At 61.7% G+C, this 11,855-nt stretch carries 14 protein-coding genes and 1 tRNA gene; 8 read left to right on the forward strand and 7 right to left on the reverse strand.

Translation table 11 applies throughout. From position 1 onward, the window contains the following. Nucleotides 1-92: 92 nt before the first annotated feature. The gene (locus tag KBY58_RS08555; RefSeq protein WP_254934543.1) at nt 93-464 is read left to right on the forward strand and encodes a DUF3155 domain-containing protein; all 372 of its coding nucleotides are present in this window, start codon (nt 93-95) and stop codon (nt 462-464) included. Here the strand turns inward: KBY58_RS08555 and KBY58_RS08560 are convergent, their stop codons facing one another. Beyond that, a complete protein-coding gene (locus tag KBY58_RS08560) occupies nt 465-1,127 on the reverse strand; it encodes an alpha/beta hydrolase (RefSeq protein ID WP_255003945.1) in 663 nt (220 codons plus the stop codon). A gap of 73 nt (nt 1,128-1,200) precedes the next feature. Here KBY58_RS08560 and purH point away from each other — a divergent pair, with 73 nt between their 5' ends. Beyond that, nucleotides 1,201-2,730 (forward strand): bifunctional phosphoribosylaminoimidazolecarboxamide formyltransferase/IMP cyclohydrolase, encoded by a 1,530-nt coding sequence (gene purH / locus KBY58_RS08565; protein ID WP_255003946.1) that lies wholly within the window; start codon nt 1,201-1,203, stop codon nt 2,728-2,730. Nucleotides 2,731-2,786: 56 nt separating this feature from the next. After that, a complete protein-coding gene (locus KBY58_RS08570) occupies nt 2,787-3,251 on the forward strand; it encodes a DUF4079 domain-containing protein (protein WP_254934546.1) in 465 nt (154 codons plus the stop codon). Here KBY58_RS08570 and KBY58_RS08575 read toward each other — a convergent pair. The 3 genes from KBY58_RS08575 to sfsA form a co-directional block, all read right to left on the reverse strand. Then, a complete protein-coding gene (locus KBY58_RS08575) occupies nt 3,248-3,880 on the reverse strand; it encodes a DUF1997 domain-containing protein (RefSeq protein WP_255003947.1) in 633 nt (210 codons plus the stop codon). The genes KBY58_RS08570 and KBY58_RS08575 overlap by 4 nt on opposite strands. A gap of 90 nt (nt 3,881-3,970) precedes the next feature. Continuing rightward, nucleotides 3,971-5,200, reverse strand: a complete 1,230-nt coding sequence (locus KBY58_RS08580) for a 4-hydroxy-3-methylbut-2-enyl diphosphate reductase (RefSeq protein ID WP_255003954.1) — start codon at nt 5,198-5,200, stop codon at nt 3,971-3,973. A 26-nt stretch (nt 5,201-5,226) separates the two neighbouring features. Then, nucleotides 5,227-5,982: a DNA/RNA nuclease SfsA gene (gene sfsA / locus KBY58_RS08585; RefSeq protein WP_255003948.1), complete on the reverse strand. Its 756-nt coding sequence runs from the start codon at nt 5,980-5,982 to the stop codon at nt 5,227-5,229. A 40-nt stretch (nt 5,983-6,022) separates the two neighbouring features. On the opposite strand from sfsA, the gene murJ reads away from it, so the two are divergent. Beyond that, a complete protein-coding gene (gene murJ / locus KBY58_RS08590) occupies nt 6,023-7,636 on the forward strand; it encodes a murein biosynthesis integral membrane protein MurJ (protein ID WP_255003955.1) in 1,614 nt (537 codons plus the stop codon). On the opposite strand, the gene KBY58_RS08595 is transcribed toward murJ, so the two are convergent. From KBY58_RS08595 to KBY58_RS08605, 3 genes are read right to left on the reverse strand one after another with little or no spacing between them, the layout of a single operon-like run. Next, nucleotides 7,625-7,885, reverse strand: coding sequence for a cytochrome-c oxidase (locus KBY58_RS08595; RefSeq protein WP_254934550.1), 261 nt, complete (start codon nt 7,883-7,885; stop codon nt 7,625-7,627). The two genes, murJ and KBY58_RS08595, sit on opposite strands and share 12 nt — an antisense overlap. A 24-nt stretch (nt 7,886-7,909) precedes the next feature. Then, the gene (locus tag KBY58_RS08600) at nt 7,910-8,200 is read right to left on the reverse strand and encodes a DUF3181 family protein (protein WP_254934551.1); all 291 of its coding nucleotides are present in this window, start codon (nt 8,198-8,200) and stop codon (nt 7,910-7,912) included. Beyond that, the gene (locus KBY58_RS08605; RefSeq protein WP_254934552.1) at nt 8,197-8,445 is read right to left on the reverse strand and encodes a hypothetical protein; all 249 of its coding nucleotides are present in this window, start codon (nt 8,443-8,445) and stop codon (nt 8,197-8,199) included. The genes KBY58_RS08600 and KBY58_RS08605 overlap by 4 nt, the downstream gene beginning before the upstream one ends. A 60-nt stretch (nt 8,446-8,505) precedes the next feature. On the opposite strand from KBY58_RS08605, the gene KBY58_RS08610 reads away from it, so the two are divergent. The 4 genes from KBY58_RS08610 to KBY58_RS08625 form a co-directional block, all read left to right on the forward strand. Then, nucleotides 8,506-8,579: transfer RNA gene (locus tag KBY58_RS08610), tRNA-Arg, on the forward strand. A 149-nt stretch (nt 8,580-8,728) separates the two neighbouring features. After that, the gene (gene glyA, locus KBY58_RS08615; protein ID WP_254934553.1) at nt 8,729-10,018 is read left to right on the forward strand and encodes a serine hydroxymethyltransferase; all 1,290 of its coding nucleotides are present in this window, start codon (nt 8,729-8,731) and stop codon (nt 10,016-10,018) included. Between the two features lie 6 nt (nt 10,019-10,024). Next, nucleotides 10,025-11,110 (forward strand): glycosyltransferase family 4 protein, encoded by a 1,086-nt coding sequence (locus KBY58_RS08620; RefSeq protein WP_254934554.1) that lies wholly within the window; start codon nt 10,025-10,027, stop codon nt 11,108-11,110. Next, a partial coding sequence (locus tag KBY58_RS08625) for a CinA family nicotinamide mononucleotide deamidase-related protein (RefSeq protein ID WP_255003949.1) occupies nt 11,100-11,855 on the forward strand: 756 nt, incomplete at its 3' end. The genes KBY58_RS08620 and KBY58_RS08625, both read left to right, overlap by 11 nt.

Raw genomic sequence — 11,855 nt, forward strand, 5'->3', positions numbered from 1 at the left:
GATCTGACCAACTTGGTCTTTTCGCAGCCCTCGACTGTTTCCCCCTGATCCCTTCTTGTCCCCACTCTTTGCTCCTGTTCCGGAGCCGTTCCATGTCTAAGAAGCGCAAGCGCATCAGCCGCCGTCGGTTGGCTGGCCAAAGGGTTTTGGCCCATGTAGCCACCTTTCATTTAGAAACGGGCTCCCACAAACCGGTGACAGCGGCCCGTCGCTTCATCGCCGAGGAGGTGTTGGTACCGCCAGCAATCCTCAATGTGCGTCGCAATGAGCACACCACCGATCGATTCTTCTGGGGTGAAAAGGGCCTTTTCAGTGCCCAATACGCTGAGGAGAATCATTTCCTTTTCCCTTCCCTTCGGGAAATTGTTGATCGGATTGGAGAAGAGGTTCTCTTCGAAGGTATTGAGGCCCTGGCTGCCGATGATTGGGAAGAAATGGAGGAGTACGAGTACGCCTTCGTTTGATCAGGACTGTGGCCATTGCGCGGCAATGAAGTCGCGCATGGCCGGAAATAGCCCCTGATCAATTGTGTGGCCGCCTTCGAACCGCAGTAGCTGGCTCAGGTGGCCGCCCTCCTCCAATTGCTTCTGCAGGGCTTCACTTGCTGCGAATGGCACCACGGGATCGTGGATGCCATGGGTTAGCAACACGGCGCTGGGTTTGGCTGCATTGGGTTGCCATTGGGGGTGGGGGTAGCCGCTACAGCCGATCAGCCCCGCACAGGGCAGGCCCCCATCGGAGCTGATCACATCGATGGCCATGGCTGCTCCCTGGGAAAAACCCAGCACCACGGTGTTCTCCAGGGGCGTTTCCCGGCCCAGTTGTTCTAGGCGCGTGCGCAGGGCAAGCCGGGCTTCGGGTAACTGGGGCCATTCGCTCTGCTGCAGGTCGTACCACTGCCTACCGCTGCCCGCAGGGTGGGGCCAGGGGGCCTGCAAGGCCACGATTTCCACCCCAGCTCCCACCAGCAGTGGGCCCAGTTCCAATAGGTCGTCGGCGTCGGAGCCCCAGCCATGGAGCAGCACCAGGCGCTTGCCCGTGCCTGAAGGGCCCAAGCGCAGCTCTCCGGCGGCTGGAGTGGCCCCTGGAGCGGCTGCTGGAGCGGTGGGCGGGAATTCGTCAGCCATGGAGCTTCGGCGGTGGAGGGGTTGGGTGATAGCCACTGCTTAGGTTGGCCTTTCAACCAGCCCAGCTGCAGCCATGGCGCCCACGGCCCTTCTCAGTGTCTCCAATAAAGAGGGTCTGGTGCCCTTGGCCGAAGGCCTTTTGGCGGCGGGCTATCGATTGATTTCCAGTGGCGGCACCGCTGCTGCTCTCCAGGCAGCTGGGCTGCCGGTGACCAAGGTGGCAGAGCACACCGGGGCTCCTGAAATCCTTGGCGGCAGGGTCAAAACCCTGCACCCCCGCATCCATGGCGGCATCTTGGCCAAGCGCTCTGAGCCCTCCCATCAAACTGATTTGGCTGCCCAGGGCATCGACCCCATCGATGTGGTGGTGGTGAACCTCTATCCCTTCCGGGAAACCATCGCCGATCCTTCGGTTTCTTTTGAAACTGCCATCGAAAACATTGATATTGGTGGTCCGGCCATGGTGCGGGCCGCGGCCAAAAACCACGCGGATGTGGCGGTGCTCACCAGCCCTAGCCAATACCCCGCCTTTTTGGCAGCCCTGGCGGCCCATGGCATTGGCAACGAGCTGCGTCGCCAATTGGCCCTTGAGGCCTTCCAGCACACCGCTAGCTACGACGGGGCAATTAGCAGCTGGCTAGGGACCCAAGCCGCTCCCAGCTTGAAATTGGAGCTGCCCGCCAGGCAGTCGCTGCGCTACGGCGAAAACCCGCACCAAGGCGCCACCTGGCATAGCGCCCCTGCCATTGGCTGGGGTGGTGCCAGCCAGTTGCAGGGCAAGGAGCTCAGCTACAACAACTTGATCGATCTCGAAGCAGCCCTGGCCACCGTGCGGGAATTTGGCTACGGCCCCGGGGCCCAAAGTGCTGCAGTTGTGCTCAAGCACACCAATCCCTGTGGTGTCGCCACCGGCACCGGCACGGCCGAGGCCTTGACCCGGGCCCTAGATGCCGATCGGCTTTCGGCCTTTGGTGGCATCGTCGCCCTCAACACCTCGGTGGATCTGGTGGCAGCTGAACAGCTCACCAGTCTGTTTTTGGAATGTGTGGTGGCTCCAGTTTTTGGCGCCGAGGCCAGGACCCACCTGGCGGCAAAGGCCAACCTGCGGCTGCTCGAACTCAGCCCAGAGGCGATTGGCCAGGCCCCGCGCCAGCAATTGCGCAGCATCCTTGGTGGGGTGCTTGTGCAGGAGTTCGATGATCAGCCGGTGGATGAGGGCGGCTGGCAGGTGGTCAGTGAGCGCCAACCCAGCAGCGAAGAAATGCAAGATCTGCGCTTTGCCTGGCGGCTAGTGCGCCATGTGCGATCCAATGCCATCACCGTGGCGAAGTCGGGGCAGAGCCTGGGCATTGGCGCAGGCCAGATGAATCGGGTCGGATCGGCCAAATTGGCCCTCGAGGCAGCGGCTGAAAAGGCCGAGGGAGCCGTGCTGGCAAGCGATGGATTTTTTCCCTTCGACGACACCGTGCGATTGGCTGCCAGCCATGGCATTACGGCCGTTATTCAGCCCGGCGGTAGCGTGCGAGATGCCGATTCGATCGCGGCCTGCAATGCCCTGGGACTAGCCATGGTTGTGACGGGTCGCCGCCATTTCCTGCATTGATGCCCCTGTAGCTTCACTCGATCGCCCTTGGCATTACCAAATACCCCCTAGCAGCCATGCCTGAAACGCTTAGCTACAGCCTCAACTTCCTGCATCCCCTATTGATGTGGGCCCTGCTGGCACTTTCTGGCTATGGGATGTTTTTGGGCATCAAGGCCAAGCGCACCCGTACCGGCACACCTGAGGCCCGCAAGGAGCTGCTCAAGGGCCAATTTGCCAAGCGCCATTTTCAAATTGGCAGCCTGGTCTTGGTGGTGATGGTGGTGGGCACCTTCGGCGGCATGGCTGTCACCTACCTGAATAACGGCAAGTTGTTTGTGGGACCCCACCTGCTGGTGGGGATCACCATGACCTGCATGGTGGCTACCGCGGCCTCCCTGACCCCGTTGATCCAGCAAGGCAACTTGATTGCCCGCAAGATCCACGTGGGCCTGAACATGGGCCTGATGACCTTCTTCCTCTGGCAGGCGGTCAGCGGCATGCAGATCGTCGCCAAAATCTGGGAAAAAAGGCCTGTTTAAAACTGGGCCTTGCGCCTTGGCGGACAGGCCAGGCCATTGCTCTCGTGAAAGTCTTCCTGCACCTTCCAGGTGAGTTTGCGGGAGACCTGGCGGACGATTTGCTTGAGCAGGTGATCACCACTCGACTGCACCAGGCCTTCCGGCAGGAGGCTGATCACTCCAGGCAGCTGGATCCACACACTTAGGTCGAGCTCCCAGCGCACTTGGGTGCATAGCCCTGGCGACTCGGGGGCATCGAGTTTGAGTGAGGCATTGAATTCCACGTCGTATAGGTCGTCCAGGCTTGGACCTTCGCCCTTGGCAGCGGAGTTTGCCACGGGTGCGGTGACAATCCGGTAGATCCCATTGGCCTGGGGCAAAAGCTCCAGGCCAATGGTGGGCTCCACTTCAAAGCCAAAGTTGCCGAAGCTCCCCAAGGTGAGGATGTAGCCATGGCGCCCTAGGGGCTGCACTGCCATTGGGGCCGCACAGCGCTGGAACCAGCCCTCATGGCTGTCGAGGTAGGCCTCCACCACCGAGATGGGGGCCAGCATGTCCATCAGATCGGCGAAATGGCTCGAATAGCGACGGACCCTGGGGTCCTGGCTGAGGCGTAAGGCCGGCTCGGATGGGGCCTTCAGCGAAGACAACGTCGAAACTCCTGGCAGATCTAAGGGCCCCGGCGATGCTGAACCTCAGGCAATCTAAAGCCCCGGGTGGGCATTGAACGGCAGCGGCTGCTACTCCCCAGTAAGCCGAATCAGGCGCTGAATGATGTCTTCCACCACCCGGTCGGGGGTTGAGGCGCCGGAGGTTATGCCAACCCGAATCTCTCCTTCCGGCAGGAAGGGCATTTCGGTTTCGATCTGGCCGCCCAGGGGCATGTGCTCAATGCAGTTGTCAGGGCCGATTCGTTCAGGGGTGTCGATGTGGAAAGAACGAATGCCACGGCTGACGGCAATTTCCTGGAGGTGGGTGGTATTTGATGAGTTGTAGCCGCCGATTACCACCATCAGATCCAACGGCTCATCCACCAGGGCAAACATGGCGTCCTGGCGCTCCTGGGTGGCATCACAGATCGTGTTGAAGGCCAGGAAGTGCTCGCCCAGCTCGGCGGGGCCGTAGCGCTTGAGCATCGTGCGCTCGAACAGGCGACCGATCTCTTCGGTTTCGCTTTTTAGCATCGTGGTCTGGTTGGCAACGCCCACCCGCATTAGGTCGATGTCGGGGTCGAAACCAGGCGAGCAAGCCTTGGCAAACCGATCCATAAAAGCCTCCCTCGCGGCCTTGCGCTCGTTGCTGTCCTGGCGCCCCTCAACTCCATTGAGGATGTAGTCGCAAACCAGTTGGGCTTCGGCCATGTCGAGCACCACCAGGTAGATGCCCGCAAACGAGGAGGTGGCGAGGGTTTCCTCGTGCTTCACCTTGCCGTGGATGATCGAGGTGAAGTCGTGCTTTTTGTGCTTCTCCACGGTGTTCCAGACCTTGGAAACCCAGGGACAGGTGGTGTCCACGATGTGGCAACCGCGCTCGTTGAGCAGCTGCATTTCCTGCACCGTGGCGCCAAAGGCCGGCAGGATCACCACATCACCTGGGGCGACCCCGGAGAAATCTTTCTCTCCCGCATCAACCTGGATGAATTGAACGTCCATCTCGCGCAGATGGTCATTCACCGAAGGGTTGTGGATGATCTCGTTGGTGATCCAGATCCGTTCACTCGGATAGTGGCGGCGGGTTTCGTAGGCCATTGCCACGGCCCTCTCCACACCCCAACAAAAGCCAAAGGCCTCGGCCAGGCGCACCGTCAGGCGGCCCCGCCGCAGCTCATAGCCATTGCTCCGCAGGGATGCAATTAGATCGCTCTGGTAGGCCTGCTCGAGGCTGCCGGCCACCTCTTCGCCCAGGCCGAAGCCCCGGCGGTTGTAGCGCTCCGAGTGGTGCAGAGAGCGCTTGAAGGCACGGGTATCCACAACTGCCAGCACGAGATACACAAACTCTATGGGCTCTGGCGTTGCTCCAGCTGGGCGAGGCCCAGCCAACTGATCTTGGCTTCAGTGAAGTCATAGATGCATGGCAGCACTTCCACGCCGGCCGCCAGGGCTTCGCGAAACAGCTCGCCGTAGCGGGGATCGGCCGAATCTCCCGGGGCAAAACGGGTTACATCGGATCTACTGAGGCAGGGCACCAGCACGGCGCGGGTCCCTGGCAGGAGGGCCTTTAGTTCCACCAGGTGTTTTTGACCCCGCTCGGTGACCGTGTCTGGGAAGAGGGCCAGCTCGCCCTGGGTCCAGGTGGTGTTCTTGACCTCCAGGTAGATGGCCCGGGGATCTGGGGCGTTTTCTGCGGGCGTTAGGAGTAGGTCGATGCGGCTGCGCCTCCCTTCCCCGTAGGGCACTTCAGCCCTAATGGCGGCGATAGGGCCCAGCCAGGGCTCCAGGCAACCCGCCTCGATCGTGGCCCGCACCAGACGGTTGGGTAGGGCGGTGTTGACCCCCACCCAGATCGATTTCCCATGGGCGCCCTGCACGAGGGCCTGTTCCCAGGTCCAGGCCAGCTTGCGGGTGGGGGAGGGATCGTGCCGCAGCCGCACCCGCCCGCCCGGGTGCAAAACCCCCGTCATGGGGCCGGTGTTGGGGCAGTGGGCCGTTACAACCTCGCCCCCCTCCAGCTCCACATCGGCCATAAAGCGCTTGTAGCGCTTCACCAATGTGCCCTCCACCAACGGGCCTAGTTGCAGGATCTCTTTGGACATGGGCTAGAGCCAACCGGGCATGCCCGCCATACTGCCGGCCATGAGTAGATCCCTACGTCGCATTGCCCTGATCGTGGCCGTTGCCACGGCCCTCAGCAAGGTGGCCGGGCTTGTGCGCCAGCAGGTGATTGCGGCTGCATTTGGGGTGGGGGTGGCCTACGACGCATACAACTACGCCTACGTGTTGCCGGGCTTTTTACTGATCCTGCTGGGTGGCATCAATGGCCCTTTCCACAGCGCCATGGTGAGCGTGCTGGCCCGCCGACCGCGGCAGGAGGGTGCCCATGTGTTGGCCGCGATCAACACGATCGTCGGGGCTGGCTTGATTGGCGTCACGGTGGTCCTTTGGCTAGCTGCAGATCCCCTAATCACCCTGGTGGGGCCAGGCCTTGATGCGGAGCGCCATGCAATTGCGGTGCTCGAGTTGCGCTGGATGGCGCCGATGGCTTTATTCGCCGGCTTGATTGGCCTGGGCTTTGGTGCCCTCAATGCCGCAGATGTTTTTTGGCTGCCTTCGGTAAGCCCCCTGCTCTCCAGCGTGGCCGTGATTGGCGGCCTTGGCCTGCTTTGGTGGCAACTTGGTCCGGCGATTGGCCTCCCCCAGCAGGCCGTGTTGGGGGGAGTGGTTTTGGCAGCGAGCACCACCTTGGGGGCCGTCTTCCAATGGTTGATTCAGTTGCCAGCCCTGGCGAAGCAGGGGCTCCACAAGTTCCAGCTGGTTTGGGATTGGCAGCATGCGGGAGTGCAGGAAGTGCTCCGGGTGATGGCTCCGGCGACCCTCTCCTCCGGGATGTTGCAGATCAATGTGTTTACCGATCTGTTTTTTGCCTCGGGGATCATTGGGGCGGCGGCGGGTCTTGGCTACGCCAACTTGCTGGTTCAAACCCCCCTGGGGCTGCTTTCCAATGCCCTGTTGGTGCCCCTTTTGCCGGTGTTTGCCAGGCTCACGGCCCCCGCGGATCGGCCGGAGTTGATCGCCCGGATTCGCCAGGGCCTAATGCTCTCCAGCGCCAGTATGTTGCCACTGGGGGCCCTGTTTGTGGCCCTTGCGGGCCCAATCGTGGCCCTTGTCTACGAACGCGGTGCTTTTGACCACCAGGCGGCGCTGATGGTGGGCAGTTTGTTGATGGCCTACGGGGTGGGCATGCCGGTCTATTTGGGGCGGGATGTGCTGGTGCGGGTTTTTTATGCCCTGGGCGACGGCCAAACCCCCTTTCGCCTCTCCGTGGCGGGCATTGGGCTCAATGTGATTTTTGATTGGCTTTTGGTCGGGGGACCCAGCCCCTGGGGCCAGCAGCTGCCCGCGCTCAATTTCGGCGCCCCCGGCCTGGTTTTGGCCACCGTGGCCGTGAATATCTTCACCTGCCTCGCCCTACTGCTTGCACTGCAGATCAAGCTCGGTGGCCTGCCCCTGAAGCTATGGGCCAGGGATTCGGTCCTGCTGCTTGGCGCAGCGGTTCTGGCGGGTGCTGCGGCCTGGGCCAGCTCCAGCTTGGTGGCCTGGCCCGATGGCTTGGTCGGCAGCCTGATCCAGACCACATTCAGTGGTGCTTTGGGCCTATTGGTCTATGGGCTGGTGGCAGCAGCTGCGGGTGTGCCTGAGGTGCTTCAACTGGTGCGTCAGCTGCGACAAAAGCTCCCCCTAATCGGTTAGCCGCACCAATCGCTCTTCGCGCACCTGCAGGGGAATCTCGAGATGGGATCTGCCCAGCACCTTGGGCCCATCCACCGAGAGAATTCGGGCTTCGATGCCGAATTCCTTGAAAGCCGTTTCCATCTCCTGGATAAGGGCTTTTTCCACCTGGGCTTCTGCATCCACGATTTTGCCGAGCAGGCGGCTGCCCACGGGCCCCATCCGCTGGCGCATCACCTCTTGGGCATTGGTGACCTCGATGACCAGCACAGCCCACGTTCAGGTGGTGTAACCCTATCGGCAAAGGGGCTCGAGCACCTCTTCTAGATCCCTTAGTTGACCCGCCGGAATCAGGCGAGCTAGGGGAAGCCGGGTGGCGCCTCCGCCCACCGGTACCAACACGGCTTCAAGTGCTTGGCGACTGGCAACCTCTGCCCCCTGGTCAAGACGGGCGGAGCACTCGATCGCCAGGGCCTGGGCCAGGCCGGCGTCCTTGAGGTAAAGATGCCAATTAGCAATTTGTAGGTAGAGCCGATCCCCCAGGGCCAGTTCGAGGTCGTGGAGGTCGCTAGCGCTCAGGGTCATGGTTCTGGGGTTGGGGTGGCTGGCTTCAGCAGTAAAACCATCCCAGCGTGCCCCAACAAAAGCACCAGCCAGCCCAGGCTGAACCAATTGAGGTGGCTCCAGGGGTGGCGCAGGTTTTGCACCACCCATAGGCCACTGTTTACGGCGGCAAACAGGGAGGCATGGAGCGTGAAGTTCACAATCCGATCGAAGTGCCGGTAGGTGGGATCTTCGGGATTGGCAGGTCCGTACCAGCGGATTGGCATCGTTGTTTTGGGGGGATGGTTTGACGGATGGGCCCTCCATGCGGTGAGAATGGGGCCCATGCGCTTGTAGCTCAGCGGATTAGAGCATCTGACTACGGATCAGAGGGTCGGGAGTTCGAATCTCTCCAGGCGCGCTTTTCACCACTCAAAGAACCCAATCCTTCCACCAGAAGCGCCCAAGCTTTTGGCAGATTGGATTGGTCCATTCGTTTCCGAGTCTGCCCACGCAAGGGTGCCGAGGCAGCTTTTTTTCTTACGATCTGGGTCAATCAATTTGTGATCCATGCCCGAAACCGGTGGCACCTTCCTCAATCAAAGCCTGGCTGCCGGAGATCCCGCCATTTTTGGCCTGATCAACAAGGAGCTCCAGCGCCAGCAAAGCCACCTGGAGTTGATTGCTAGTGAGAACTTTGCCTCCCGCGCCGTGATGGAGGCCCAGGGCTCGGTTCTCACCAACAAGTACGCCGAAGGGCTGCCCAGTAAGCGCTACTACGGCGGCTGTGAACACGTCGATGCCATTGAGGAGTTGGCGATTGAGCGGGCCAAGCAGCTGTTCGGAGCGGCCTGGGCGAACGTTCAGCCCCACAGTGGGGCCCAGGCCAACTTCGCGGTCTTCCTGGCCCTGCTGAAGCCCGGGGACACCATCCTTGGGATGGACCTCTCCCATGGAGGCCACCTGACCCATGGCTCGCCGGTAAATGTTTCGGGCAAGTGGTTCAAGGCTTTCCACTACGGCGTTGATCCCAAAACCCAGCAGCTCAATTTCGATTCAATTCGCCAGTTGGCCCTGGAGCACAGGCCCAAGCTGATCGTCTGTGGCTATTCGGCCTACCCACGGACCATCGACTTTGCGGCCTTCCGGGCGATTGCCGATGAGGTGGGGGCCTACCTGCTGGCAGATATGGCCCACATTGCTGGCCTGGTGGCGGCCGGTGTCCATCCAAATCCCCTGCCCCATTGCGACGTGGTCACCACCACCACCCACAAAACCCTCCGGGGCCCCCGGGGCGGCCTGATCCTTTGCCGGGATGCTGAGTTTGCCAAGCAATTCGATAAGGCGGTGTTCCCTGGCACCCAGGGCGGCCCCCTTGAGCATGTGATTGCGGCCAAGGCCGTGGCCTTTGCGGAGGCCCTTGAACCCAGCTTTAGGGCCTATTGCCAGCAGGTGGTGGTCAATGCCCAGGCCCTCGCCAGCCGCCTCCAGGAGCGGGGCATTGCGGTGGTCAGCGGCGGCACCGACAACCACATCGTGCTGGTGGATTTGCGCAGCATCGGCATGACCGGCAAGGTCGCCGACCTGTTGGTCAGCGACGTGCACATCACCGCCAACAAGAACACCGTGCCCTTTGACCCGGAATCCCCTTTCGTCACCAGTGGCCTGCGGCTGGGAACGGCAGCAATGACAACCCGGGGCTTCGATGCGGTTGCTTTCCAGGAGGTGGCCGATGTGATTGCTGACCGTCTGCTCAATCCAGAGGATGGCCAGATTGAACAGCGTTGCCGTGAGCGGGTGGCAAGCCTTTGCGAGCGCTTCCCCCTCTACGGGAACCAGCGCCAGCTGCAAGCGGCCTAAATACCTGTGAACCTCGCCCACAGCCCGAACGCCTCTGCCCTGCTCACCTTTGTGCTGGCCGCTGCTTTGACGGCCCTGGTGGTGCCAGTGGTGCGCCAGTTGGGTTTGCGCTGGGGTTTGACCGACCTTCCCGATGCCCGCAAGCAGCACACCACCCCGATGGTGCGGCTCGGGGGGGTGGGAATTGTGATTGCCTTCACCCTCGCCCTGGCTTTGACCTGGTTGCTGGGTGGCTTCGCCGATTTGCCCAGCAGCAATGACCAGTTGATTTGGACCAGCCTGGCTGGGGCCCTTTGCTTTTTCCTGATTGGCCTGGCAGACGATCTATTTGCCCTGCCGCCCCTACCTCGACTAGCTCTGCAGCTGGGAGTTTCATCGCTGGTGTGGTTTCAGGGGGTGCGCATTGGCACGATTGAGGTGCCCTTTGGCCACATGGGTGGTGGCCTGCCTTCGGTGCAACTGCCCGAGTGGTTGAGCTTGGTGGCCACGGTGATTTGGCTGGTGGGTATCACCAACGCAATCAATTGGCTAGACGGGCTAGATGGTTTGGCGGCTGGGGTTAGTGGCATTGCGGCAGTCGGACTGCTCTCGGTCAGTTACAGCCTCAATCAGCCGGCTGCGGGCCTTTTGGCGGCTGCCCTGGCTGGCGCCTGTCTGGGTTTTTTGCGCCACAACTTCAATCCGGCCCGCATTTTCATGGGGGATGGGGGCTCCTATTTCCTCGGCTTTGCCCTGGCCGCGGTGAGCATCGTGGGGCCCGCCAAGGGACTTACCACCGTCAGCTTGTTGTTGCCGCTCTTGATTCTTTCGCTGCCCCTGGTCGATATGTCAGCGGTGATCATGGGCCGGTTGAGTTCGGGCCATTCCCCCTTCTATCCCGACCGGCGCCACCTGCACCACCGGCTGCTGCGCACCGGTCTTAGTCACCGCCGCACGGTGTTGTTGATATATGCCTTTACCCAGTGGTTGGCGGCGCTGGCCCTGGTGCTGGTCAATGCTGAGCAGCGTTTTCTCTGGCTTGCCCTTGCCACCGCAATCCTGATTTGGGTATTGGTGCGCTCGCGCCGCCAACTGCAAAAACTTGAGCGCTGAAATTCTCTGCATCGGCACCGAGCTTTTGCTCGGCAACATCACCAACGGCAACGCCCGTTGGCTAGCTGAACAGTTGGCGTGCCTGGGGATTCCCCACCATCGCCAGGAGGTGGTGGGTGACAACCGCGAGCGACTGATTGGGGCGGTGCGTGCCGCCGCCAGCCGCTGTCAACTGTTGATCACCACGGGCGGCTTGGGCCCCACCCCAGACGACCTGACCACGGAGGCAATTGCGGCTGCCTTCGGGACGCGCCTGGTCGAGCGGCCCGAGGTTTGGGCCGATATCCAAGCCAAAATCAGCTCCAGGGGAAGGCCCTGTGCCGCCAGCAATCGCAAGCAGGCCCTGCTGCCTGAAGGTGCCCAGCTCCTTGCCAATCCCACGGGTACCGCCCCCGGCATGATTTGGAGCCCGCCTGCGGCTGCTGGGATCCAGAGCGGCTTCACGGTGCTCACCTTCCCGGGCGTGCCCACTGAAATGAAGGAGATGTGGCGGGCCACGGCGGCCCCTTGGCTGAAGGCGAGCGGCATGGCCCAGGGGGTATTTGTTAGCCGGATGCTGCGCTTTTGGGGGGTCAGTGAATCAGCGCTGGCAGAGCAAATGGCCGACCTGCTGGAGCTGGCCAACCCCACGGTGGCGCCCTATGCAAGTGCGGGGGAAGTAAAGCTGCGGATTACGGCTAAGGCCGCATCCGAGCTGGCTGCTTGGTCGCTGCTGCAGCCTGTTGAGGCTGAAATCAAACTCAGA

It is taken from the genome of Cyanobium sp. HWJ4-Hawea (assembly GCF_024345815.1).
Taxonomy (GTDB): domain Bacteria; phylum Cyanobacteriota; class Cyanobacteriia; order PCC-6307; family Cyanobiaceae; genus Cyanobium_A.

What these genes read in the sequence shown, in the direction of transcription:
- KBY58_RS08555 (WP_254934543.1), top strand. Translation starts at nt 93, where the DNA reads ATGTCTAAGAAGCGCAAGCGCATCAGCCGCCGTCGGTTGGCTGGCCAA.
- KBY58_RS08560 (WP_255003945.1), bottom strand. Translation starts at nt 1,127, where the DNA reads ATGGCTGACGAATTCCCGCCCACCGCTCCAGCAGCCGCTCCAGGGGCC.
- purH (WP_255003946.1), top strand. Translation starts at nt 1,201, where the DNA reads ATGGCGCCCACGGCCCTTCTCAGTGTCTCCAATAAAGAGGGTCTGGTG.
- KBY58_RS08570 (WP_254934546.1), top strand. Translation starts at nt 2,787, where the DNA reads ATGCCTGAAACGCTTAGCTACAGCCTCAACTTCCTGCATCCCCTATTG.
- sfsA (WP_255003948.1), bottom strand. Translation starts at nt 5,982, where the DNA reads ATGTCCAAAGAGATCCTGCAACTAGGCCCGTTGGTGGAGGGCACATTG.
- murJ (WP_255003955.1), top strand. Translation starts at nt 6,023, where the DNA reads ATGAGTAGATCCCTACGTCGCATTGCCCTGATCGTGGCCGTTGCCACG.
- KBY58_RS08600 (WP_254934551.1), bottom strand. Translation starts at nt 8,200, where the DNA reads ATGACCCTGAGCGCTAGCGACCTCCACGACCTCGAACTGGCCCTGGGG.
- KBY58_RS08605 (WP_254934552.1), bottom strand. Translation starts at nt 8,445, where the DNA reads ATGCCAATCCGCTGGTACGGACCTGCCAATCCCGAAGATCCCACCTAC.
- glyA (WP_254934553.1), top strand. Translation starts at nt 8,729, where the DNA reads ATGCCCGAAACCGGTGGCACCTTCCTCAATCAAAGCCTGGCTGCCGGA.